This is a genomic window from Allobosea sp. OAE752, from assembly GCF_050433265.1.
Classification (GTDB): Bacteria; Pseudomonadota; Alphaproteobacteria; order Rhizobiales; family Beijerinckiaceae; genus Allobosea; species Allobosea spartocytisi.
On the sequence record NZ_JBNPXO010000006.1, the window covers coordinates 76,600 to 98,447 of the forward strand.

Sequence of the window (21,848 nt, forward strand, 5' to 3'; positions counted from 1 at the left end):
CCGGCCCCATGCTGGCCTAAGTGGGGGCATACCCGATGCCGCGAGACGGAGAGAGCATGTTCTTCCAGACGATGCGAGGCGAGACGGTTCACGGCCAGGCGGCGGCGCATGGCGGCGGCGTCGCCTCCGACAAAGCGCTCGGCGACCTGCCGGAATGGAACCTGGACGATCTCTATCCCGGGATCGATTCCGCCGCCTTCCGGACCGATCTCGACCGCGCCTTCACGCAGGCGCAGGCGCTGGCGGCGGGCTATCGCGGCAAGCTCGCGGAGCTGGCGGGGCAGCCCGATGGCAGCGCCCTGCTGGCCGAGGCGGTCAAGGCCTATGAAAGCCTGAGCGACCTGCTCGGGCGGATCGGCGCCTATGCGGGCCTGGTCTATTCCGGCGACACCACCGATCCGCAGCGCGCCAAATTCTATGGCGACACGCAGGACAGGCTGAACGCCGCCGTCACCGAATTGCTGTTCTTCGAGCTCGAGCTCAACCGGATCGAGCCGGACTTGCTGGCCAAGGTCGCCGGCGAGGCGCCGCTCTCGCATTGGAAGCCCTGGCTCGACGATCTCTCCAAGGACAAGCCGCACCAGCTCGACGACCGGCTGGAGGCGTTGTTCCACGAGAAGTCGATGACGGGCGCGGCCGCCTGGAACCGCCTCTTCGACGAGACCATTGCCTCGCTGCGTTTCGACGTCGATGGCGAGGAGCTGACGCTGGAGCTCACGCTCAACAAATTGCAGGACGCCGATGGCGAGGCGCGCCGCAAGGCGGCGGAGGCGCTGAGCAAGGTCTTCCGCAAGGAGCTGCGCACCTTCGCGCTGATCACCAACACGCTGGCCAAGGACAAGGAAATCTCCGACCGCTGGCGCAAATTCGAGGATGTCGCGGATTCCCGCCATCTGGCGAACAGGGTCGAGCGCGAGGTCGTGGACGCTCTCGTTTCAGCGGTGCGCGAGGCCTATCCGCGGCTGTCGCACCGCTATTATCGCCTGAAGGCCAAATGGTTCGGCCGCGACGCGCTCGATTTCTGGGACCGCAACGCGCCGCTTCCGGAAATCGAGCAGCGCAGCATCCCCTGGACCGAGGCGCGCGACACCGTGCTTTCGGCCTATGGCGCCTTCTCGCCGAAGATGGCGGATATCGCCCGGCGCTTCTTCGACGAGCGCTGGATCGACGCGCCGCCGCGTCCCGGCAAGGCACCCGGCGCCTTCGCGCATCCCACCGTGCCGTCGGCGCACCCCTATGTGCTGCTGAACTACCAGGGCAAGCCGCGCGACGTGATGACGCTGGCGCATGAGTTGGGCCATGGCGTGCATCAGGTGCTGGCGGCACCCAACGGCGCCCTGATGGCGCCGACGCCATTGACGCTGGCGGAGACGGCGAGCGTCTTCGGCGAGATGCTGACCTTCCGGCGCCTGCTCGACACGACCAGCGACCCGAAGCAGCGCAAGGCGATGCTGGCGGCGAAGGTCGAGGACATGATCAACACGGTCGTGCGCCAGATCGCCTTCTACACCTTCGAGCGCAGGGTCCATGAGGCGCGTCGGCAAGGCGAGCTCACGGCCGAGGCGCTGTGCGATCTCTGGATGGGCGTTCAGGCGGAAAGTCTTGGGCCGGCGATCCGGCTGTCGAGCGGCTACGAGCCGTTCTGGTGCTACGTCCCGCACTTCATCCATTCGCCCTTCTACGTCTACGCCTATGCCTTCGGCGATTGCCTGGTGAACTCGCTCTACGGCGTCTACCAGAGCGCGGCGGAGGGCTTCCAGGACCGCTATTTCGCCCTGCTCGCGGCCGGCGGCAGCAAGCCCTATGGCGAATTGCTCAAGCCTTTCGGGCTCGATGCGAAGGATCCGGGCTTCTGGCAGATCGGGCTCAAGATGATCGAGGGGATGATCATCGAGCTGGAGGGGATGGAGTGAGGCTTGCCGTCATGGTCGGGCTTGCCCCGACCATCTCGGAAACCAGTGCCTTCTCGTCCTGAGATTCTCGGGTCTCCGCTACGCTTCGCCCGAGAGTGACGCCGCGGCGACTAGAACTGCACCCTCAAGCCCACCTGCGAGACATTCGCGGTGTAGTCCGATCCCACCGCCGTCGAGTTCAGCCGCTCATGGGTGAAGCTCGCGCGGATCGCGAAGGTGCGGGTCAGCTTGTATTCGATCCGCGCGCCGACATTCAGGTAGTCCTCGCGCAGGCCCTGGCCCTCATATTCCGTGCGGCTGAAATTGGTGAAGCCGGTGAGCGTGAGGTTGCGGCGCAGCGCGTGGGCGATCTCCAGCGTCGCGCGCCGCATCGTCGTGCCCGACGAGCCGGCGATGGTGGTGTCGCCGAGCTGGGCGGTGCCGCGCAGCGTCACCGTGGTCAGCGGGGTCGGCGACCAGAGGATCGAGGCGTCGCCGACGAAGCCGCGCAGGTCCTTCAGCCTGTTATCCTCGTAGCGTCGGTTCTGGTAGCCGCCCGAGACCTCGCCCTTGAGCTGCTGGCTGAACTCGAAGGTCGAGCCGATGCTGCCGGTGATGCCGTCGGAGGAGCGCATATAGCCGCTCGAATCGGTCTTCTCGTCGAAATCGCGCCGGTCGATCTCGGCCTGGACATAGGGCTTGAAGCCGGGCGTGACCTCATAGGCCGCGCGTAGGCGCAGGCCGTAATCGGTCATGTTGCGGTCCTTCTGGGAGAGGATCGCACCGCTCGTCAGCCTGGCATCCTCGAAGTCGCTGCGGTCGGCCGAGCCGCGCAAGGTGAGCTGCAGGCGGTTGAAGTCCTGCGTCACGCCGGCCGAGCCGCCATATTGCCAGACCTGCGGGCGGCCCTGGACATTGGCGTTCAGGTCCGGCGAGCCGGGGCGCTGGGTGTCGAGCTTGAGGCGCGATTCGAGGAGGATGTGGGTGTCGCGCGTGGCGTCGAGCCTGAGGTCGAGATTGCCCTCGGCATCGGGGCGCGAGGCGTTCCGGTCACTGAAGTAATCCATGTAGCCGGCGCGCAGCTTGCCCTTGAGCTCATGCACGTTCCAGTCGGACTGCACCTCCACTTCCGCGTCGTAGCGCTGGAAGACCGAGCCCTTGGTGCCGGGCGTGGCGCTGCGCTGCGGGTTGGTGTCGTAGCCGGTCGAGCCGGTGATCGCCGGCTTCAGCGTGACCGCGCCCAGCCGCAGGCCGAGCGGCGCCCAGGGATCGTCATCGGTGCTCGCGCGGCGCCGGCGCGGGGGAGGCGGCAAGGCCGCTTCCGGCGCGGGCAAGACCGCGACAGGCGGTTGCGGCGGGCGGAACTGGCGCTGCGTGGTGCCGCGCAGGGCCGGCGGCTGCAGCGGTCGGCTGGCACGCGGCGGCTGGCGCCCGGAGATGGCGGAAGGCTGGCCCTGGACGAGGGAGGCCGGATCGCGGATCGCCTGCGGATCGGGGGTGGCGGGCGTGAGCGGCTGTTCCGGCGGCGCGGGAGGCTGCGCGACATAAGCCGGCGTTCCCGTCCTGAGCCCGGCGCGCGGCGCCTGCTGCGCGCCCGCCGGCAGGCAGCCGAGCGCCAGGGCCGCCAGCGCGGAGCCGGACAGAAGCAGGATCTTGGCGCGGCCTGACACGGGCTTCGCGGGGCTCCAGGGCAGCAACAGGTGACAGCAATGGCTGGCGCGCCCGGCAGAGGGCGCATGGTTAACGCAGTTAGAACGAACAGGGTTAAGGAGCCGTCAACGCGCCGGCCGCGATCGCCGCGGCGGTGGAAATCCCGCATCGCCCCGTGCTAGAGCGCGCGCCATGACCGAAAACATCCGCGCCTCGGCGCTCCGCACCATCGCCACGGAACGGGCCGGGCTCGACACGCTCCATGCCGCCCTCGCCGACGGGCTCGGGCAGCCCTTCACCGAGGCCGTCGCGATGATCCTGGCCGCGAGCGGCCGCGTGATCGTCTCCGGCATGGGCAAGTCCGGCCATGTCGGGCGCAAGCTCGCCGCGACCCTGGCCTCGACCGGCACGCCCGCCCATTTCGTCCACCCGGCCGAGGCGAGTCATGGCGATCTCGGCATGGTCAGGCCGGAGGATGTGGTGATCGCGCTGTCCTGGTCGGGCGAGACGGCGGAGCTTGCCGCGCTCGTCGGCTATACCCGCCGCTTCCGCGTCGGGCTGATCGCCTTCACCGCGAATCCCGAGAGCACGCTCGGCAAGGAGGCGGATGTCGCGCTGATCCTGCCCAAGGCGACCGAGGCCTGCCCCAACGGGCTCGCGCCGACCACCTCGACCACCATGCAGATCGCACTCGGCGATGCGCTGGCGGTGGCGCTGCTGGAGGCGCGCGGCTTCTCGCGGCAGGATTTCTTCGTCTACCACCCCGGCGGCAAGCTCGGCGCGCAGCTCAAGACGGTCGAGAGCATCATGCATCGCGGCGCGGAGCTGTCGCTCGTGGGGCTCGATACCTTGCTGCCCGATGTCATCGCGATGATATCAGCCAAGGGCTTCGGCTGTGCGATCGTGATGGATATCGATGGCAAGCTTGCGGGCGTGGTCACCGATGGTGATCTGCGCCGCAAGGCGACGATGGCAGGTGGTGCCGCGCTCAGGGCGCGCGATATCATGACGCTGAATCCCCGTCGCATCGGCCCGGATGCGCTCGCCGTCGAAGCGTTGGAGCTGGTCAATCGCAGCCGGATCACCGCGCTGATCGTCGTGGACGAACAGGAGCGGCCGGTCGGGCTCGTCCATGTCCACGACCTGCTGGCGATGGGCGTCGCCTGAGCCGCGACGTCGTTCCGGGGCCGGGATGCCCTTGTCAGCGGCGCGCGGCCATCTATCTAAAGCTCCAGAAACTATAGCTTTGGAGGTTGCGATGGCTGCGACGGCACGACTCGAACGCGTGATGCCCATCGGCGCGCTGGCGGAGCGCACCGGCGTCAAGGTCGAGACCATCCGCTATTACGAGCAGGTCGGGCTTTTGCCGCCGCCGGAGCGTTCCGAGGGCAACCAGCGCCGTTATGGCCGGCGTCATGCCGAGCGGCTCGCCTTCATCAAGCATGCGCGCGATCTCGGCTTCGCGGTGGACAATATTCGCACGCTGCTCAGGCTCTCCGACACGCCCGGCATGGCCTGCGACGAGGCGCATGCGATCTCCGCCGGTCATCTCGAAGAGGTGCGCGACAAGATCGCCAGGCTGCGCTCGCTGGAAAAGGAGCTGGAGCGGATCGCGACCACCTGCTCGGGCGGCGTCGCCGCCTGCGATTGCGCCATCATCGAGGCGCTGGCCGATCACGGCCAATGCGATCACGCCCGCCATTGAGGCGGTCTGGCGATGTGAAGCTTCAGCCGGCCAGAACAGCGGCCGTCATCCCGGATCGGCGCGGCTTTGCCGCTTGTCGGGGATGACCGTGCGTTTTCATCGGGTGGAGCTCGATGTCGATTGCCTCTCGTTTCCGCGCCGGAAAGCCTTAAATAGGAACTGTGCCGGACGGCCTCGTCGTCCAGTTTTCGGGTTGGCAAGAGGGCGGGCGATGCCGGTATTGCGTTTGTCGGCGGGCTTCCGGCCCGGCGAGGGGAACAAACCCCGATTCTCCGGGAGTCAGCGATTCGGGCTTGCTTCGTTCCGGAGTCGTTCTTGCCGGAGTTCTTCCTGCCGGAGTCGTTCCGACGAGACCCGTTCCTGATTTCAGTTCACGCACCCGCCCGGACGGCTGAGGCTCGCGTCGAGCTGGTGTCGCCCGGATGGACGAGATGATCGGCCCTTCGCCTTGCAGCTCTTTCGTTCGTTGCCTCCCGCCGCCCGCGCCAACAGCGTCACCGCGGTGCTCGGACCCACCAATACCGGCAAGACCCATCTCGCCATCGAGCGCATGGTCGCCCATCCCACCGGGATGATCGGCCTGCCGCTGCGCCTGCTGGCGCGCGAGGTCTATCAACGGGTCGTCGACAAGGTCGGGCCGGAGGCCGTCGCCCTCGTCACCGGCGAGGAGAAGATCAAGCCGGAGCGGCCGCGCTTCTGGGTCTGCACCGTCGAGGCGATGCCGCGCGATCTCGCCGTCGATTTCGTCGCGATCGACGAGATCCAGCTCGCCGCCGATCTCGACCGCGGCCATGTCTTCACCGACAGGCTCCTGAACCGGCGCGGCCGGGCCGAGACGATGCTGATCGGTGCCGGGACGATGCGTCCGCTGATCGAGCAGCTCATGCCGGGCGTCAATGTCGTCACGCGCCCACGCCTGTCGCAGCTCACCTTCGCCGGCGACCGCAAGATCACCCGTCTGCCGCCGCGCTCGGCGATCGTCGCCTTCTCGGTGGAGGAGGTCTACGCCATCGCCGAATTGATCCGCCGGCAGAAGGGCGGGGCGGCGGTCGTGCTGGGGGCGTTGTCACCGCGTACGCGCAATGCCCAGGTCGAGATCTACCAGTCCGGCGATGTCGATTATCTCGTCGCCACCGACGCGATCGGCATGGGGCTCAATCTCGACGTCAACCACATCGCCTTCGCGGCGGACAAGAAATTCGACGGCCATCATTTCCGCAAGCTCAACCCGGCCGAGTTCGGCCAGATCGCCGGCCGGGCCGGGCGGCATCTGCGCGACGGCACCTTCGGCACCAGCGGGCGCTGCCCGCCCTTCGACGCTGAGCTGGTGGATGCGATCGAGAATCACCGCTTCGAGCCGATCCGCCAGATGCAGTGGCGCAATTCCGATCTCGACCTGCGCTCGGTCGGCGGCCTCCTAGACACGCTGAACATCCAGCCTTCCGAGCAGGGGCTGACGCGGGCGCTGATCGCCGAGGACATGACGACGCTGGAAATCCTGGCCAGGGACCCCGACATCGCGCCGCTGGCGCATGGCCGGGCTGCGGTGGAGCGGCTCTGGGAGGTCTGCGGCCTGCCCGATTACCGCAAGATCTCGCCGATGCAGCATGCCGATCTGGCGACGACGCTTTATCTCAGGCTGATGCGCCATGGCCGGCTCGATGCCGACTGGTATGCGGCGCAACTCGGCTCGCTCGACCGCACCGATGGCGAGATCGACACGCTCTCCGCCCGCATCGCGCAGGTCCGGACCTGGACCTATGTCGCCAACCGGCCCGACTGGTTACCTGATCCTGAGCATTGGCAGGGCATGGCGCGTCTTGTAGAGGACAAGCTGTCGGATGCTCTGCATGAGCGTCTGGCCCACCGATTTGTCGATCGGCGCACCAGTGTCCTGATGCGCCGCTTGCGGGAGAATGCGATGTTGGAGGCTGAGGTCACTGCGACGGGCGACGTGCTCGTCGAGGGCCAGCATGTGGGAATGCTGCAGGGCTTCCGCTTCACGGCGGACCCGAAGGCGGGCGGGTCGGAGGTCAAGGCTCTGAACCTCGCGGCCATGAAGGCGCTCGGTTCCGAGATCGAGGCCCGGGCCGCGCGCGTCGTGCTGGCGGGCGACGACGCCTTCCTGCTCTCGCATGACGGGCTCGTGCGCTGGACGGGCGAGCCTGTGGCGCGCCTCGTCGCCGGCGAGAAGGTGCTGGAGCCGCGGCTTCGCCTGCTGGTCGAGGAGCATCTCAACGGGGCTGCGCGCGAGCAGGTCGAGGCGCGCCTCACGCTCTGGCTGAAGAATCACGTCACCCGCCTGCTCGGCGCGATCCAGATCCTGGAGGCGGCCGAGAACGTCGCTGGCATCGCTCGCGGCATCGCCTACCAGACGGCCGAGGCGCTCGGCGTGCTCGAGCGTTCGAAGGTCGGCGAGGAGATGAAGGCGCTCGATCAGGAGGGCCGGGCGGCGCTGCGCCAGCTCGGCATCCGCTTCGGGGCCTTCCACATCTACATGCCCGCCCTGCTGAAGCCGGCGCCGCGTGCGCTCGCCGCCCAGCTCTGGGCGCTGAAGCATGGCGGACCGGAGACGGCGGGGCTCGACGACATCGCCCATCTCGCGGCGTCCGGCCGCACCTCCTTCCCGGTCGACAAGGCCGTGCCGAAGGGGCTCTACCGGGCGGCGGGCTATCGCGTCTGCGGCGAGCGGGCGGTGCGCGTCGACATTCTGGAACGCCTCGCGGACCTGATCCGCCCGGCGATCGCCTATCGTCCCGGCGCCACGCAGGGCACGCCGCCGGCCGGCAGCGCCGATCAGGACGGCTTCGTCGTCACCGGCGCGATGACCTCGCTCGTCGGCTGCGCCGGCGAGGATTTCGCCTCGATCCTGCGCTCGCTCGGCTATGTCTCGGTGAAGCGTCCGGGCCCCGCGATCACCGTGCCGCTGGCGCCGCCGCCGGCCGCCACCGAGCCGGCCAAGCCGGTCGAGGCGAAGGCGAGCGACGAGACGGCCGATGACGCTGCCGGCGAGACGCCGGTCGGGGCCGCTGCCGACGAGGCCGTGCCGGCCGATGGCGCGGTGTCGGCGGACGCTTCCGAGGAAGCCGCTGCCGTCGTCGAACCGGCCGAGGCCCTGAACGAGGGTGCGCTGGCGGAGGGCGAGACGCGTGTCTCCGAAGCGCCCGCCGTCGAGACGGCGGATACGCCTATCCTCACCGAAACCGAGCTCGACGCGGTGCGCGAGCCCGTGCCGGCCGATGCGCTCTCGGCCCTGCCTGCCGCGCCGTCGGCTGAGGTTGCGGATGCAGCCGCGGAGGCCGAAACCGCTGCCGAAGCCGCGCCGGCCGAGCCCGAGCTCATCGAGATCTGGCGGCCGCATCGCCACCAGGGTGGGCGCCGGCCCGAGCATGCTCAGCGCGGCCGGCAGGACGGCCCGCGCCGCGAGGGCGAGCGCCGTGGCGGTGACCGTCCGCAGCGCGAGGGGCGCCCCGGCGGCTCGCGTCGCGACGGGCGGCCCGAGAATCGTCCGGCTGCCGCGGCAGTGGGCGAGGGTGCCGCTCAGCGCCAGGAACGTCCGAACCAGGATCAGCGCCCCCGCCGTGACGAGCGTCCGCGCTCCGATGAGCGTCCGCGTCGCGAGGATCAGCCGCGGCAGGGTCGCCCCGAGGGCGGTCGCGGCCCGCGCCCCGACTTCAAGCGCGACGGTCGCCCCGGCGGCCCGCGCCGCGAGGAGCGTGGGGGAGAGCGCTTCCAGCAGCCGCAGCGCCCGCGCCCGGCCAATCGCGAGCCCGATCCCGATTCGCCCTTCGCCAAGCTGGCCGCGCTCAAGGCGCAGCTCGAAGGCAGCAAGACCTAGGACCCGGGGAGGCGTAGCCGTTGCGGGAGCATCGTCAACGCCTCGACAAATGGCTCTGCTTCGCGCGCTTCGCGCGAACGCGGCCGGCGGCCGTGCGTCTGGTGGAAGACGGCCATGTCCGCATTGCGGGGCGGCGCGCCGAGAACCCCGCACAGGGGCTCAAGCTGGGGGACGTGCTGACGCTCGCCTTGCCGCACGCCACCGTCGTCGTGCGGATCCTGGCCTTCGCCGAGCGCCGGGGCCCGTTCGAGACGGCGAGGCTCCTCTATGAGCGCCTCGACGAAGGCGGCGACGATCCCTCTCTTGCGGAGGGCGAGGGAGGCGACTAAATCCGGCCGCTATCGCCCGCAGGATCGATATGCGGCCATGCGGCGAACGAATTTCTCCCAGTGGATGCCGGAAGGGCAAAGTCTTCTGCCGAGCCCGGCGAAAACAATCTTGAAACCTGCGCCTGTCGGGGGTTTATGAGGTTGTTTAGAAGTGTTGGAAGGGCCGGCCCATGACCTATGTGGTCACCGAGAACTGCATCAAGTGCAAGTACATGGATTGCGTCGAGGTTTGCCCGGTCGACTGCTTCTATGAAGGCGAGAACATGCTCGTCATCCACCCCGACGAATGCATCGATTGCGGCGTCTGCGAACCGGAATGCCCGGCCGAAGCGATCAAGCCCGACACCGAGCCCGGCCTCGAAAGCTGGCTGCAGCTCAACACCAAATACGCTGCGAGCTGGCCGAACATCACGCAGAAGAAGGACGCCCCGGCCGATGCGAAGGCGTTCGACGGGGTCGCCGGCAAGCTCGAGATGTTCTCGCCCGAACCGGGCGAAGGCGACTGATTTTCGCCGCTTCGGACGGTCCGTTCTGCGTTAACCATGACCGTGCCGCGCGCATGGCGGCGGATGGTTGCCCGCGTTTACCTTTGATTCGGCGTGTTTTTTGTGCTACACACAAACTCAGTCGAATTCGTTCCGCATGCCCCCTGCGAGGTTTTCACAAACGGGGCGTTCCCAAAGATCGCGTGCAACATGAAGGGCCGGCGGCTTTTCGCCGGAACAATCCGTTGTTCGCTTCTGTGGGCGAGATGAACCAATCGACTGAGGGAGCGTGAAGCGCCGCATCACCGCGTCGCGTCAGGCGGAATGTCCCCGGCCATCCGGACGGGGACGGATCATCGCGCGCCCGCCACGGCGGGCCGGTCAGGAGTCGTAACGGCATGTCTACGGTGAAGAAAGCTGCTGTGCGCCAGGGTTTCAAGACGGGCGAATACGTCGTCTATCCGTCCCATGGCGTCGGACAGATCACGGCGATCGAAGAGCAGGAAGTCGCCGGCTTCAAGCTCGAGCTGTTCGTGGTCAGCTTTGCCAAGGACAAGATGACCCTGCGCGTTCCCACCGCCAAAGCCATCAGCGTCGGGCTGCGCAAGCTCGCCGATGCCGAAGCCGTCGCCAAGGCGCTGACCACTCTCACCGGCCGCGCCCGCGTCAAGCGCACCATGTGGTCGCGCCGCGCGCAGGAATACGAGGCGAAGATCAATTCGGGCGATCTCGTCGCCATCGCCGAGGTGGTGCGCGATCTCTATCGCTCCGAGGCCCAGCCCGAGCAGTCCTATTCCGAGCGCCAGCTCTATGAAGCCGCCCTCGACCGCATGGTTCGCGAGATCGCGGTCGTCGACGACGTCACCGAGATCGAGGCGCTCAAGAAGATCGAGGGCCAGCTCGCCAAGTCGCCGCGCCGGGTCGGCAAGGGCGAGGCCGTCGAGGCGGATGCCGAGCTCGAAGGCGACAACGACGATCTGCAGGAAGAAGCGGCCTGAGCCGTTCCTGTCGGATCCCGGAATGCGAACCCGGCGGGCGACCGCCGGGTTTTTTGTTTGCCGAGCCCTCGCAATGACGGGTGAAGGCGCCCGCTACTCGCCGATGACCTTGTAGCGCTGGCCGGGTGTGAGCGCGGCGGCGCGGTCGAACCCGTTCAGGAGCTGGAAGAGCTCGGCCGGCCGGTCCTGCTCCGGCATGCGCTCCGCCATGCTCGCCACCGTGTCGCCCGGCGCCGCGTTGACGATACGGATGCGCAGCGGCCGGGCGGTCTGCGCCTCGGCCGGCGTCAGGGCCCGGAAGCTCTCGACGATGCTGCGCATCGGGCGTTCCGGATCGGCGGCGCCGCGCGCTGCCAGGATGAAGCGGTAGACGCGGTCGCCGAACTGCACGGCCGCCAGACGGAACGTCCAATCCGTGCCCTTGCCATGGGCGATGACGGCGGGCTGCCCGCCCATCTCGATCTTCTCGATTCCGGTTGTCTCGACACCCTCGATCCAACCGGCCGCGACATAGGATTCGAGCGTCTGGTCGGGCTTGAGCGTCACGGAGTCGAAGCGCAGGGCCTGCGCGCCATTGGCGCTGACGCCGATGACCATGTCCTGCGCCGCTTCGAGGCTGAAGCCGTCCGGCGCCGAGAAGGAGATGCGCAGCGAGCTGTTCACATAGCGCCGGCCGCGCACCACGCCGTCGCGCGGATCGTCGCCATAGGCGAGGCCGTCGATGGCGGTCAGCCAGCGGCCGGCATCGTGCTCGCCCAGGCCCGGCGCGGCGATCTGGCGCGCGGCGGCGGTGACGGCGGCGATGCGCTCCGGCGTCTGCGGATGGGTCGCGAGCATGTCGAGGCGCTTGTCCTCCGCGCTCTGCTGCTGCTGCCCGCTGTTGCGGAAGGCAGTGTTGCGGCCGAGCGTGTTGAGGAAGCGGCTCGCGCCGTAAGGGTCGTATCCGGCGCGGGCGAGGCTGGTGACGCTGATCTTGTCGGCCTCGAATTCCTGCTGGCGCGAGAAGCGGGCGAGGGAGAGCTTCGAGCCCGCCTGGACCGCGGCGCTCTGGTTCGGATCCTTCAGCACCTGCGAGACGACCTGGTTGACCAGGGCCGATTCCGCCTCCTTCTCGGCGCGCTGGACCGCATGCTGGGCGGTAACGTGCCCGATCTCATGGGCGAGGACCGAGGCAATCTCGGAGGTGTCGTTGGCGAGCGCCAGCAGGCCGCGCGTGACGTAGAGCCGGCCGTTGGGCAGAGCGAAGGCGTTGACCGCCGGCGAGTTCAGGATGGTGATCTCATAGGCGCCGATCTGGCCGTCGCTGGTCTTGGCGAGGCGCTGGACGATGTCGTCGAGCGCGGCCTTGGTGCGCGGCGCGCGATATTCCCCGCCGAAGGCCGCGAGCAGGCGCTGATGCTCCTGGTCGGAGGCGCGCTGGACGGGGCTGATGCGCGGCGCGATCTCGCCGTCGCCCGACATGCTGGCCGGCAGCACGGAGGTCTGGTCGCCGAAGCACCCGGCGAGCAGCAGCGCGAGGGCAAGGGCGCCGAGCCGCTTGCCCCGTCCTGCGAACCGTGTTGGCCAGACTTTCCGCATCCCTCAGTCGATCAGTTCCAGCGCGGCGTGCGAGGTGACTTCGAGCAGAAGGCCACCGCGGCCCGCGAGCACGCCATAGGCTCGCAGGCGTTTACCGCCGAGTGCAGCCGGGGTCCAGCCCGCCTCCTTCAGTTCGCGCCAGAGCTTGCGTGACAGAACGATCGAGGCCGCCTCCCCGGGCCGGCGCGAAAAGTTCAGATAGGTCCGCTGCGAGCGCTCGCCCACGGACGCGATCCGGCCTTCCAGCATGACGTAGCGCCCCTCCTGCCCCTTGACGGCGGCGAGATCATGACCGTCGATCGCCAGCGGCGTCAAACCTTGGGCCGCCGGCGGCAAAACTTGCGAGGCAGAGGTTACCTTTGTCTGAATCGCGGTGGGGCCGGGCGCGCAACGCGCTACCTGCGCTTCTGCCAAGGGCAGGGCGGCGCCGCTCTTCTGGAGCAGTTGCGCGATCTCTTCGCGCCCGGCACCGGGCGCGGCCTCGACGAAGAGGCGGGCCGGCCAGCGACCCCAGCGATCCTTCTCGCCGGTGATCGCAAGCAGGATGTCGCGGCCGAGAAAGGGCGCGAGCCCGGATCGGAAACGGGCATCCTCCGCCGCATCCTGGCGAGGTGCCAGGCCGACCAGCCGCAAGGCGCGGCCATCGGCCAGGAGCGGATCGCCGGCGGCGTCGAAGCCCGAGAGGCGTGCCGGCACCGTCTCGACCGCCTCGACGCCGCAGGGCGTGGCCGAGCGGGCGGCAAGCGGCAGGGCGCCGAGGAGCCACAGGCCGAGAAGAAGGGGCTTCACCGTCATCGTGGTTATGCTACAGGGAGTTTCGTGCGTCCCGGTAGCTCAGCAGGATAGAGCAACGGTTTCCTAAACCGTAGGTCAGGGGTTCGAATCCCTTCCGGGACGCCATTTTACCCTCCTGTTCCCATCTGGGAATCGGCTCGGCCATGGCATCGGGCCGGACGGCGAAATCCGCTTTTCCCGAACCATCCGATGCCACACCAGGCAGATGGATCGCCGTTATCGCGCCCGGCAGGGCGCGCGGCGATCTAGGCGTCAGGTTTCCGGCAAGCTATGCAGGGGGCATGGATACCGTCGCGCCGCAAGAGCTGTTCTCCCATGTCCGCATCGTCATGGGCATGGTGATCGGCCTCGGCATCACCCGCATGCTCCTGGGCATTGCCGGCTTCATCCAGCATCCCGGCCGCAATCGCGTCTCGCTGCTGCACATGCTCTGGGTCGGCTCGATCCTGCTCGAACTGGCGCTGTTCTGGTGGTGGGAGTTCGCGCTGTCGCGGATCCCGAGCTGGAGCTTCGGCGTCTTCCTGTTCCTGATCGGCTATGCCGTCGTGCTTTATCTGCTCGCGGCGCTGCTCTTCCCGGATTCGATCGCGGAATATGCCGGCTACGAGGATTTCTTCATCAAGCGGCGGCGCTGGTTCTTCGGGCTGCTCGCCGTCGCCTTCCTGCTCGACGTCGTCGACACGCTGATCAAGGGGCTCGACCATTGGAGCCAGCTCAGCGGTGATTATCTGCTGCAGGTGCCGATCGGGCTGGCCTTCTGCGTCGTCGGCAGCATCTGGGCGGATCGCCGCCTGCAGATCGCGATCGCTATCACCCACCTCGTCTATCAGTTCTACTGGATCATCCGCCTCCTCTCCGCCATGCACGGATAGGATTCAGCTTCCGGTCTCGGTCAGCGCCATCTGCCAGAAATCGGCCTCCAGCCGCGAGGCCTTGGCGAAGAGGGCGGTGAGCTCGGCGAAGCGGCGCTCGGTCATCGCGCGCGCGGCGAGATCGTCGAGATGGCGGCGGGCTTCTGCGGCGACCTGCTGATAGGTCTCCCCGGCATATTCGCCGATCCAGTCGCGATAGGGATGGTTGGCAAGCGCCCCGGCGCCGTCCGGTGCCAGATTGCGGCCGATCTCGGCATAGCCGATGACGCAAGGGGCAAGCGCGACATGCAGGTCGAGCAGGTCGCCCGCCATGCCGCAATCGAGCACGAAGCGGGTATAGGCGATGGTGGCCTGATGCTCCGGCGCGGCTTCGATCGCCTCGGGCGAGAGGCCCCAGCGCCCGCAGAGCCGGACATGCAGATCCATCTCGACATCGAGGATGGCGTCGAGGCCCGCCTTGGCGGCGCGCATATCGGCGAGGCTGCGGCCCTTGTAGATCGCCAGCGCATAGGCGCGCGCGAACTGGATCAGGAAGAGATAATCCTGGACGAGGTAGTCGCGGAAGGCCTCCTGCGGCAGGGTGCCTGCGCCCATCCGGCGGACGAAGTCGTGATCGACGTAAGATTGCCAGTCGCTGCTGGCTGCGGCCTTCAATCGCGCGAAGAGATCCATCTCAGTGCTCATAGGCGGAGTCGAAAAAGGCCAGTTCAAGCGCGACCGCGCGCAGGAAGAAATCGCGGCTCAGCGCCTCTTCGGCCGGGCCGACGCGGTCGAGTTCGGCGCGCAGGAAGGCGACGAAATCGCGGAAGTCGGGATTGTCGTGCAGGGTGATCCATTCGGCATGGACGAAGTTCTGCGGCAGCGGCGCCGTGGCCTTCGTCGCCCAGTCGAGATAGAGCCACTCCGCCACGTTCAGGACGGCCAGAGCGGCGGCGTAGGAGCGGGTCGCGGCGGCGTCCCGCATGATCGCCTTGAAGCCGGCCGTGGCCTGCGTGTCCGGGCGCTGCTCGCGCTGGGCGGCGGTCACGCCGAGCGCCTCGAAGGCGCGCAGGAAATAGGTGTTCTCCTCGCCTGAGACCATGCCGATGAAACGGCCGAAGCGCAGCCGCGCCTCGAAGCTGTCGGTGGTGGCGACGGCCGCGCCGAGCAAGGTGAGGAAGGCGTCGAGAAAGCGGTGGTCCTGGATCAGGTAGCGCGCCATCACGGCGTCGGAGACCGTTCCGGAGAGCAGCTCGCGCACGAAGCGATGCTCCGTCGCCTGCGACCAGAGCGGCTCGCTCGCCTGCCGCAAGGTCTCGCTGAAACGTTCGGTCATCATGTCGTCTCCGGAAGGGCAGGCATCACGGCAGCGCCGGATCCGGGCAATCTAGGCGCGCCGGGAATTCCGCTCAACTCTTTGTTCCATATGCAAAATTGGAACAGTTCGAAGATGCGAGGGCAGCCGCCGTGGGCGGTCAGGCGGTTGCGGTTCCGGCCTTCGCGAAGGGGGCGAAATGGCGGACGACCTGACGGTAGACGCCCTGCTTGAAGGGGATAATCAGCTCCGGCGTCTCGGCAAGCGGGGCCCAGCGCCAGGCGTCGAACTCGGCCTTGTGGCCGCCGGCGGGCGTGAGGATGTCGATTTCGCTGTCGGAGCCGGTGAAGCGGAAGGCGAACCAGCGCTGCGCCTGGCCGCGCCAGCGGCCTTTCCAGGCCTCCTGGCCGATATCGACCGGCAGATCGTAGCTCAGCCAACCCGGCGCCTCGGCCAGGAGCTCGACGGAGGTGATGTTGGTCTCCTCCTGCAATTCGCGCCGGGCGGCTTCCAGCGGCGTCTCGCCCTTGTCGATGCCGCCTTGCGGCATCTGCCAGGCATGGCCGGGGGCGACATGCTCGCGCTTGGTCTTGTCGGCGCGCCGGCCGATGAAGACGAGGCCTTCGGCATTGAACAGGGCGAGACCCACGCAGGGGCGGTAGCCTTCGGGGGCGTCGTCGGTCATCGCGGAGATCCGGTCGGGAGAGAGCCTGCGGGGCGCGAGCCTGGGCCGAGCGAGCCTGTGCTCTTGGGGTTGCGGAAACCCCGCGCGGCGCTCACCGGCACGATCGCGATCTTCTTGGCTTCGAGGGATTGCGCCCATTGCGCGATCCGCTCGATCGAGACGGGCAGGGCGCTTGCCGCCGCGACGACGATGCCCTGGTCGCGCGCCATCGCTTCCAGATTGGCGAGCTCCTTGTCGATGGCGTCGGCGCGCGCCACCGTGTCGATGGTCCGGTCGATCCTGAGCGCCGGGATCTGGGCGCGGCTGGCTGCCGGCGCGAGCTGGCTGCGCGCCGAGGAGCCATCATCGACGACCAGGAGCCCGCGCCCGGCGAGATCGCGCAGGATCGGCGAGAGGGCGCCTTCATCCGCCGTCAGCCGGCCGCCGAGAAAGTTGATGATGCCGACATAGCCGGTGAAGCGGCCGAGCGACCAGTGCAGCTTGTCCAGATTGTCGGACGACTTCGGGCCGGTCAGCAGCGTATGCGGGCCGGGATCGTTGTCGGGATAGTCGAAGGGCTCCATCGGGAGCTGGAGCAGGACCTCGTGCCCCTCGCCGCGGGCGCGCTGGACGGTGCGCTCCAGCTCGGTGCCATAGGGCGCGAAGGCGAGCGAGACCTGCGGTGGCAGGCGCGTGATCGCATCCGACGTGCCGCTCTGGCTGATGCCGAGGCCGCCGACGATCAGCGCGACCCGTCCGGCCGGCTTGGTCGCGGGGGCCGGGCCGAGCGGGCGGGCGTAGATCTGCGCCGGGGTGGCGCCGTCCGGTGCGGTCTTCGGCAGCAGGCCGTAGCGCGTGCGCTCGACGAGGCGGTTATCGGGGGCGGGGGCGAGCTTGATCGGGCCGGCGTCGTCGGGAACGGTGATGACGATGGCGCCGGGTGCGTCCGAATCCGGGCGGTAGACGGTGACGCCCGCATTGCTCTCGAGCTGCGCGGCGCTGGCGGGGCCGCGCGGACCGGGATTGGTCCCGGGGTCCGGGCCGGCCGAGACGGCGACCGGCGGTGCGGCGCGCTTCTCGATGCTCGCGACGGCCATGGGTTCGCCACCATCGGGATCGCGGCGCAGGGCGACGACGAGGAGGAGGCCGAGAAGCACGGTGCCGACCAAACCGGCCGCGGCGGTCGCAAGCCAACGCCCCCACGGCCTGTTCGCGCGCGCAGGCTTGTCCTGGCCGAGCGGCCGGTTGAGGTCCGTGAGCGGCATTCCGGCCAAAGGTCAGCCGTCCTAACAGATTGCGACGCGGACCCGAATCAGTGGTCCGCGCGCTAGTCTTGTCGTCTTAGCCGCCCGCCGTCGAGCCCCGAGGCGCGCTCGGGGCCGCTCGTCAGGGCTTGGGCGCTTCCGGCGTGGCCGGCGCCGCGGGGGCGGCCGGAGCGGGAGCGGGCGTTGCGGCCGGGGTCTCGGCCGGCTTCTGGGCGAGCGCGGCGGCATCCTTCTTCACGCCGTGAAGCAGGTCGATCGCCGCGATGAGCTGCGTGTCCTTCTTGGGATCGTTCGGGACATAGGAGCTCGAGCCGGACTGTTCCTCGCCCTCGCCGGCCTTGAGATGGCCCTTGAGTGCGGCTTCGCCCTTGTTGTCGACGAGCTTGTCCTTGAGCTCGGCCGGGATGTCCTGCAGCACCTCGATGTCCGGCGTGATGCCCTTGGCCTGGATCGAATTGCCCGACGGGGTGTAGTAGCGCGCCGTGGTCAGGCGCAGGCCGCCATTCGAGCCGAGCGGGATCACGGTCTGCACCGAGCCCTTGCCGAAGGAGCGTGTGCCGATCAGCGTGGCGCGCTTGTGGTCCTGCAGGGCGCCGGCGACGATCTCGGCCGCCGAGGCGGACGAGCCGTTGATCAGCACGACGACCGGCTTGCCCTTGGTGAGGTCGCCCGACTTGGCGTTGAAGACCTGCGTCTCCTCGGCGTTGCGGCCGCGGGTCGAGACGATGCGGCCGCGCTCGAGGAAGGCGTCGGAGACCAGCACGGACTGGTCGAGGCGCCCGCCGCGGTTGTTGCGCAGGTCGATGATGTAGCCCTTGAGCTTGTCGGCGCCGATCTCGCTGGTGGTCTTGTCGATCGCCTTGCGCAGGCCGTCATAGGTCTGCTCGGAGAAGGTGCCGATGCGGATATAGGCGATGTCGCCCTCGACGCGCTCCTCAACCGCCGGAACGACGATGGTCTGGCGGGTCAGGGTGAAGTCCAGCGGCTCCGTCTTGCCGGGGCGCTCGACCTTCAGCGTCACCTGGGTGTTGATCAGGCCGCGCATCTTGTCGACCGCCTGGGTGAGGGAGAGCCCCTTCACCTCGGTGCCGTCGATCTGGCGGATGATGTCGTTGGCGAGGATGCCGGCTTTGGAGGCAGGCGTGTCCTTGATCGGCTTGGCGACCTTGAGGACGCCGTCCTCCATGGTCACCTCGATGCCGAGGCCGCCGAACTGGCCGCGCATGTCGGTGTCCATCTCGCGGAAGGACTTGGCGTCGAGATAGGAGGAATGCGGGTCGAGCGAGGAGACCATGCCGTTGATGGCGGCCTCGATCAGCTTCTGCTCGTCGGGCTTGTCGACATAGTCGGTGCGGATCTTCTCGAAGATGTCACCGAACAGGTTGAGGCTGCGATAGACCTCGGCCGAGGCGGCGACGGCGCTGGTCGAACTCAACAACCGCGTCTGGGTAGCCAGTCCGGTCAGGCCCGCGCCCATGATGGCGCCGGCGAGAACGAGAGAAACCTTGCGCATCATCCGCGAACCTTTTCGCCTTGCGATTTCGTCCACCACGGCGTCGGATCGACCGAAACACCGTCTTTTCTGAATTCTATATACAGGACCGGCTGGCCGGTTCCCACTCCTACTGTCGTCGCCGCAGCTTCCGATGTTTCGCCCATCACCGCAACCGGCTCGCCGGCGAGCACGAACTGGTTGAGGGCGACATCGATGCGCTGCATTCCTGCCAGCAATATGTAGTATCCGCCGCCGGCATTCAGGATCAAGAGCTGCCCGAAAGAGCGGAACGGACCCGCATAAACCACCCAAGCGTCAGAAGGCGCCGAAACTAGGGCGCCGGGACGGGTTTCCAGTGAAATCCCGCGCGTGGTGCCGCCGGCGCCATCCGGATCGCCAAAACCACGCAATCGTGAACCCGCGGCGGGCAGCGAGAGCAGGCCGCGGGCGTCGGCGAAGGCGATCTTGGGGGCGAGCCGGGCCGGGTCCTTGAAGGCGAGCGCGGTCATGCGTTCGCGCTGCTCGCGGGTTTCCTGCTCGATCGCCTGGCGGGCCGCCTCCGCCGCCTTGCTCGCGACGGAGATCTCCTTCTCGATCTTCTCGACGAAGTCGCGCATCGAACGCGCCTGGCCGGCGAGCTGGTCGCCCAGCGCCTTCTGCGCATCGACATCCTTGGCCGCGCTGGCCTCGCGCTCGCGCCTTGCCTCGATCAGCGATGCCAGGCGCTGGCGCTCGGCCGCGAGCTGCTCCATCTCCGCGCCGATCCGGGTCTTTTCCGCGGCGATGTTGTCGCGCAGCCGCACCAGCTCGGCGAGGTCGGTGCCGAGAATCTCGACCTCCTGCCGCAGGTCCGGCACCACGGCGCCGAGCAGCATCGAGGCCCTGACCGCCTCGAGAATATCCTCGGGCCTGACCAGCACGGCCGGCGGCGGGCGCCGGCCGATGCGCTGAAGCGCCGCCAGCACCTCGGCGATCAGCCCGCGCCGGCTCTCGAGCGAGCGGCGGATCGCCGCCTCGCTGGATTGCGACAGAGCGAGCCGCTTCTCGAGGTCGCCGAGCTTCTCTTCGCCAGCCTGGGTGCGGGCCGTCGTGTCGAGCAGGGCCTTGTTGAGCGCGGCGCGGTCGGCGCGGATCGCGGCGATCTCGCCTTCGAGCTTGCGGCGGACTTCGATATTGCCGTCGAGGCGCTGCTCGATGGCCTTCAGCTCGGCCTCGCGCGCCTGCTTCTCGACGAGCTTCTGCATCGCCTCGCGCTGGAAGGCGTCCGGATCGGGCGGGGCGCTCTGGGCGAGCAACGGCGATGCCGTGCCGAGGAGCAGGGCGGCAGCTAGGCCCAGACGGGGGAGCGCGGTGCGAATCATCGGCTAAGCGCGAGTCATACGCGATGATAGGGGTGCCCGGCGAGGATCGTCATCGCCCGGTAGACCTGCTCCAGCACGAGCGCGCGCACGATCTGGTGCGGCAGGGTGAGCGCGCCGAAGGCGAGCGTGATGTCGGCGCGGTCGCGGATCGCCTCGCTCAAGCCGTCGGCACCGCCGATGACGAAGCTGGCATGGGCGGTGCCGCCATCGCGCGCGGCAGCGAGGCGGCTGGCGAAGGCTTCGCTGCCGAGATTCTTCCCGCGCTCGTCGAGCGCGACGATCAGCCCGGGCGACGGGAGCCTGGCGAGGATCGCCTCGCCCTCGTCGCGCTTGCGCTCTTCCGGCCGGCGGCCCCGGCTTTCCGGCAATTCGACGATCTCGGGACCGCTGAAGCCGATGGTCCGGCCGAGCGCCACCGCGCGCTCGCGGTAGCGCTCGCAGAGCTCGCGTTCCGGCCCGTCCTTGAGCCGGCCGACCGCAATAAGCGCGAGCCGCATGAGGGTTTCGACCCTATGCTGCGATCAGCTCACGAGACGTTCGTTCGGGCGATCGGTGCCCCACATCTTCTCGAGATTGTAGAACTGGCGCACTTCCGGCCGGAAGACATGGACGATGATATCGCCGGTATCGATCAGCACCCAGTCGCAAGCCGGCATGCCCTCGACCTTCGGCGTGGGCAGTCCGGAGCCCTTGAGGGCTTCGATCAGGGCCTCGCTGATGGCGGCGACATGGCGATTGACGTTGCCCGAGGCGATAATCATCGCGTCGGCCAGCGACGTCTTACCAACGAGGTCGATCACCGTGATGTCCTCGGCCTTCATGTCTTCGAGGACACGTTGCGCAAGGGCGATGCTATCGGCGGAGGGGTTGTCCGCAACAGCAGCCTGGGGAAGCGGCTTCGGCTCGGCTTCACCAAGGGTTTGACGGTTCAGTGACGTATCCTCTCGATCTCGACGCGCTCTCGGCGCGACGCAGGTAAAATAAGCCGGATAGGTCCGGAGTTCAATCGCGTCCGGCCTGTCGGCGCAGCTTGGTCGAGGACAGGTCCGAACGGCGGCCATGCAGGAACACCCAGGCGGGCGGGTGTATCCGTGCCAGCGCCGCGCCCTCGCTTTCGGGAATGCGCCAGCGCGACATCCAGTTGGCGGCCGGCGAGGCGATGGCGCTGTGGGTCGAGCCCGGCCGGTCGACCACGGCGATCGGCATCATCCGGGCGATGGCGCGCCACTCGTTCCAGCGGTGGAAGCTGGCGAGATTGTCGGAGCCCATGATCCAGACGAAGCGGACGCCGGGGCAGCGCCGCTTCAGGGCGCGCAGCGTGTCGGCGGTGTAGCGGGTGCGCAGCCGTGCCTCGATGCCGGTGACATGGATGCGGGCATGGTCGGCGAGCTTGCGGCCGAAGCGGATGCGCTCGGCCAGCGAGGGGAGGTTGCTGTTGTTCTTCAGCGGGTTGCCGGGGGTGACGAGCCACCAGATCCGGTCGAGCTGGAGCCGCTGCAGCGCTGTCACGCTGGCCATGCGATGGCCGTCATGGGCGGGGTTGAAGGTGCCGCCGAACAGGCCGATGCGCAGGCCCGGCGCGAAGGGCGGCAGCCGCAGATGTTCCATTGTGGCGATCGGCTGGGAT

20 protein-coding genes and 1 tRNA gene are annotated in these 21,848 nt (G+C 68.3%); 9 read left to right on the forward strand and 12 right to left on the reverse strand.

Annotation, left to right across the window (positions count from 1 at the left end):
* Positions 1-56 precede the first annotated feature (56 nt).
* Positions 57-1,913: a M3 family oligoendopeptidase gene (locus GGC47_RS16990; protein WP_142023046.1), complete on the forward strand. Its 1,857-nt coding sequence runs from the start codon at positions 57-59 to the stop codon at positions 1,911-1,913.
* A 110-nt stretch (positions 1,914-2,023) separates the two neighbouring features.
* On the opposite strand, the gene GGC47_RS16995 is transcribed toward GGC47_RS16990, so the two are convergent.
* Complete coding sequence (locus tag GGC47_RS16995; RefSeq protein WP_185748037.1) at positions 2,024-3,562, reverse strand: outer membrane beta-barrel protein; 1,539 nt, start codon at positions 3,560-3,562, stop codon at positions 2,024-2,026.
* Between the two features lie 172 nt (positions 3,563-3,734).
* Between GGC47_RS16995 and GGC47_RS17000 the strand changes: the two genes are divergently transcribed.
* The 6 genes from GGC47_RS17000 (at position 3,735) to GGC47_RS17025 (ending at position 10,897) form a co-directional block, all read left to right on the forward strand.
* The gene (locus GGC47_RS17000; RefSeq protein ID WP_142023048.1) at positions 3,735-4,709 is read left to right on the forward strand and encodes a KpsF/GutQ family sugar-phosphate isomerase; all 975 of its coding nucleotides are present in this window, start codon (positions 3,735-3,737) and stop codon (positions 4,707-4,709) included.
* A 91-nt stretch (positions 4,710-4,800) separates the two neighbouring features.
* Entirely contained in the window at positions 4,801-5,247 is a 447-nt protein-coding gene (locus GGC47_RS17005) for a MerR family transcriptional regulator (protein WP_197062748.1), read from the forward strand.
* A gap of 448 nt (positions 5,248-5,695) precedes the next feature.
* Positions 5,696-9,085 (forward strand): helicase-related protein, encoded by a 3,390-nt coding sequence (locus tag GGC47_RS17010; protein ID WP_429068551.1) that lies wholly within the window; start codon positions 5,696-5,698, stop codon positions 9,083-9,085.
* A gap of 20 nt (positions 9,086-9,105) precedes the next feature.
* Positions 9,106-9,414 (forward strand): RNA-binding S4 domain-containing protein, encoded by a 309-nt coding sequence (locus GGC47_RS17015; RefSeq protein WP_038363042.1) that lies wholly within the window; start codon positions 9,106-9,108, stop codon positions 9,412-9,414.
* A gap of 170 nt (positions 9,415-9,584) precedes the next feature.
* The gene (gene fdxA / locus GGC47_RS17020) at positions 9,585-9,920 is read left to right on the forward strand and encodes a ferredoxin FdxA (RefSeq protein WP_038363045.1); all 336 of its coding nucleotides are present in this window, start codon (positions 9,585-9,587) and stop codon (positions 9,918-9,920) included.
* 377 nt (positions 9,921-10,297) lie between these two features.
* Entirely contained in the window at positions 10,298-10,897 is a 600-nt protein-coding gene (locus GGC47_RS17025; protein WP_038363047.1) for a CarD family transcriptional regulator, read from the forward strand.
* 93 nt (positions 10,898-10,990) lie between these two features.
* On the opposite strand, the gene GGC47_RS17030 is transcribed toward GGC47_RS17025, so the two are convergent.
* Together GGC47_RS17030 and GGC47_RS17035 are read right to left on the reverse strand one after the other, a co-directional pair.
* Positions 10,991-12,475, reverse strand: a complete 1,485-nt coding sequence (locus tag GGC47_RS17030) for a M48 family metalloprotease (RefSeq protein ID WP_142023049.1) — start codon at positions 12,473-12,475, stop codon at positions 10,991-10,993.
* Positions 12,476-12,478: 3 nt separating this feature from the next.
* Positions 12,479-13,270, reverse strand: coding sequence for a hypothetical protein (locus GGC47_RS17035; protein ID WP_142023050.1), 792 nt, complete (start codon positions 13,268-13,270; stop codon positions 12,479-12,481).
* Between the two features lie 28 nt (positions 13,271-13,298).
* On the opposite strand from GGC47_RS17035, the gene GGC47_RS17040 reads away from it, so the two are divergent.
* Both GGC47_RS17040 and GGC47_RS17045 read left to right on the forward strand, forming a co-directional pair.
* Positions 13,299-13,375, forward strand: a tRNA-Arg gene (locus GGC47_RS17040).
* A 176-nt stretch (positions 13,376-13,551) separates the two neighbouring features.
* Entirely contained in the window at positions 13,552-14,142 is a 591-nt protein-coding gene (locus GGC47_RS17045; RefSeq protein ID WP_248312605.1) for a hypothetical protein, read from the forward strand.
* 3 nt (positions 14,143-14,145) lie between these two features.
* Here the strand turns inward: GGC47_RS17045 and tenA are convergent, their stop codons facing one another.
* From tenA to GGC47_RS17090, 9 genes are all read right to left on the reverse strand, one after another.
* Complete coding sequence (gene tenA / locus GGC47_RS17050) at positions 14,146-14,814, reverse strand: thiaminase II (protein ID WP_113251932.1); 669 nt, start codon at positions 14,812-14,814, stop codon at positions 14,146-14,148.
* A gap of 1 nt (position 14,815) precedes the next feature.
* Entirely contained in the window at positions 14,816-15,457 is a 642-nt protein-coding gene (locus GGC47_RS17055) for a TenA family protein (protein WP_142023215.1), read from the reverse strand.
* Positions 15,458-15,596: 139 nt separating this feature from the next.
* Positions 15,597-16,121 carry an RNA pyrophosphohydrolase gene (locus tag GGC47_RS17060; protein ID WP_142023051.1) on the reverse strand — a complete coding sequence of 175 codons (525 nt, stop codon included), beginning with the start codon at positions 16,119-16,121 and terminating at the stop codon, positions 15,597-15,599.
* Positions 16,118-17,365 carry a divergent polysaccharide deacetylase family protein gene (locus GGC47_RS17065; RefSeq protein ID WP_142023052.1) on the reverse strand — a complete coding sequence of 416 codons (1,248 nt, stop codon included), beginning with the start codon at positions 17,363-17,365 and terminating at the stop codon, positions 16,118-16,120. The genes GGC47_RS17060 and GGC47_RS17065 overlap by 4 nt, the downstream gene beginning before the upstream one ends.
* Positions 17,366-17,486: 121 nt before the next feature.
* The gene (locus GGC47_RS17070) at positions 17,487-18,878 is read right to left on the reverse strand and encodes a S41 family peptidase (RefSeq protein WP_112763119.1); all 1,392 of its coding nucleotides are present in this window, start codon (positions 18,876-18,878) and stop codon (positions 17,487-17,489) included.
* Positions 18,878-20,221, reverse strand: coding sequence for a murein hydrolase activator EnvC family protein (locus GGC47_RS17075; protein WP_142023053.1), 1,344 nt, complete (start codon positions 20,219-20,221; stop codon positions 18,878-18,880). Before GGC47_RS17075 ends, GGC47_RS17070 begins: the two co-directional genes overlap by 1 nt.
* Positions 20,222-20,235: 14 nt before the next feature.
* Complete coding sequence (gene rlmH / locus GGC47_RS17080; RefSeq protein WP_112763104.1) at positions 20,236-20,718, reverse strand: 23S rRNA (pseudouridine(1915)-N(3))-methyltransferase RlmH; 483 nt, start codon at positions 20,716-20,718, stop codon at positions 20,236-20,238.
* Positions 20,719-20,742: 24 nt separating this feature from the next.
* Entirely contained in the window at positions 20,743-21,282 is a 540-nt protein-coding gene (gene rsfS / locus GGC47_RS17085; protein WP_081925377.1) for a ribosome silencing factor, read from the reverse strand.
* A complete protein-coding gene (locus GGC47_RS17090; RefSeq protein WP_038363075.1) occupies positions 21,224-21,829 on the reverse strand; it encodes a nicotinate-nucleotide adenylyltransferase in 606 nt (201 codons plus the stop codon). The genes rsfS and GGC47_RS17090 overlap by 59 nt, the downstream gene beginning before the upstream one ends.
* Positions 21,830-21,848: the final 19 nt, after the last annotated feature.

Coding starts and splice junctions, on each gene's coding strand:
- GGC47_RS17060 (WP_142023051.1), bottom strand. CDS start 16,121: ATGACCGACGACGCCCCCGAAGGCTACCGCCCCTGCGTGGGTCTCGCC.
- GGC47_RS17035 (WP_142023050.1), bottom strand. CDS start 13,270: ATGACGGTGAAGCCCCTTCTTCTCGGCCTGTGGCTCCTCGGCGCCCTG.
- GGC47_RS17055 (WP_142023215.1), bottom strand. CDS start 15,457: ATGACCGAACGTTTCAGCGAGACCTTGCGGCAGGCGAGCGAGCCGCTC.
- GGC47_RS17065 (WP_142023052.1), bottom strand. CDS start 17,365: ATGCCGCTCACGGACCTCAACCGGCCGCTCGGCCAGGACAAGCCTGCG.
- tenA (WP_113251932.1), bottom strand. CDS start 14,814: ATGGATCTCTTCGCGCGATTGAAGGCCGCAGCCAGCAGCGACTGGCAA.
- GGC47_RS17030 (WP_142023049.1), bottom strand. CDS start 12,475: ATGCGGAAAGTCTGGCCAACACGGTTCGCAGGACGGGGCAAGCGGCTC.
- GGC47_RS17070 (WP_112763119.1), bottom strand. CDS start 18,878: ATGCGCAAGGTTTCTCTCGTTCTCGCCGGCGCCATCATGGGCGCGGGC.
- GGC47_RS17075 (WP_142023053.1), bottom strand. CDS start 20,221: ATGATTCGCACCGCGCTCCCCCGTCTGGGCCTAGCTGCCGCCCTGCTC.
- GGC47_RS17025 (WP_038363047.1), top strand. CDS start 10,298: ATGTCTACGGTGAAGAAAGCTGCTGTGCGCCAGGGTTTCAAGACGGGC.
- GGC47_RS17005 (WP_197062748.1), top strand. CDS start 4,801: ATGGCTGCGACGGCACGACTCGAACGCGTGATGCCCATCGGCGCGCTG.
- GGC47_RS16990 (WP_142023046.1), top strand. CDS start 57: ATGTTCTTCCAGACGATGCGAGGCGAGACGGTTCACGGCCAGGCGGCG.
- fdxA (WP_038363045.1), top strand. CDS start 9,585: ATGACCTATGTGGTCACCGAGAACTGCATCAAGTGCAAGTACATGGAT.
- rsfS (WP_081925377.1), bottom strand. CDS start 21,282: ATGGCCGCCGTTCGGACCTGTCCTCGACCAAGCTGCGCCGACAGGCCG.
- GGC47_RS17000 (WP_142023048.1), top strand. CDS start 3,735: ATGACCGAAAACATCCGCGCCTCGGCGCTCCGCACCATCGCCACGGAA.
- GGC47_RS17045 (WP_248312605.1), top strand. CDS start 13,552: ATGGATACCGTCGCGCCGCAAGAGCTGTTCTCCCATGTCCGCATCGTC.
- GGC47_RS17090 (WP_038363075.1), bottom strand. CDS start 21,829: ATGGAACATCTGCGGCTGCCGCCCTTCGCGCCGGGCCTGCGCATCGGC.
- rlmH (WP_112763104.1), bottom strand. CDS start 20,718: ATGCGGCTCGCGCTTATTGCGGTCGGCCGGCTCAAGGACGGGCCGGAA.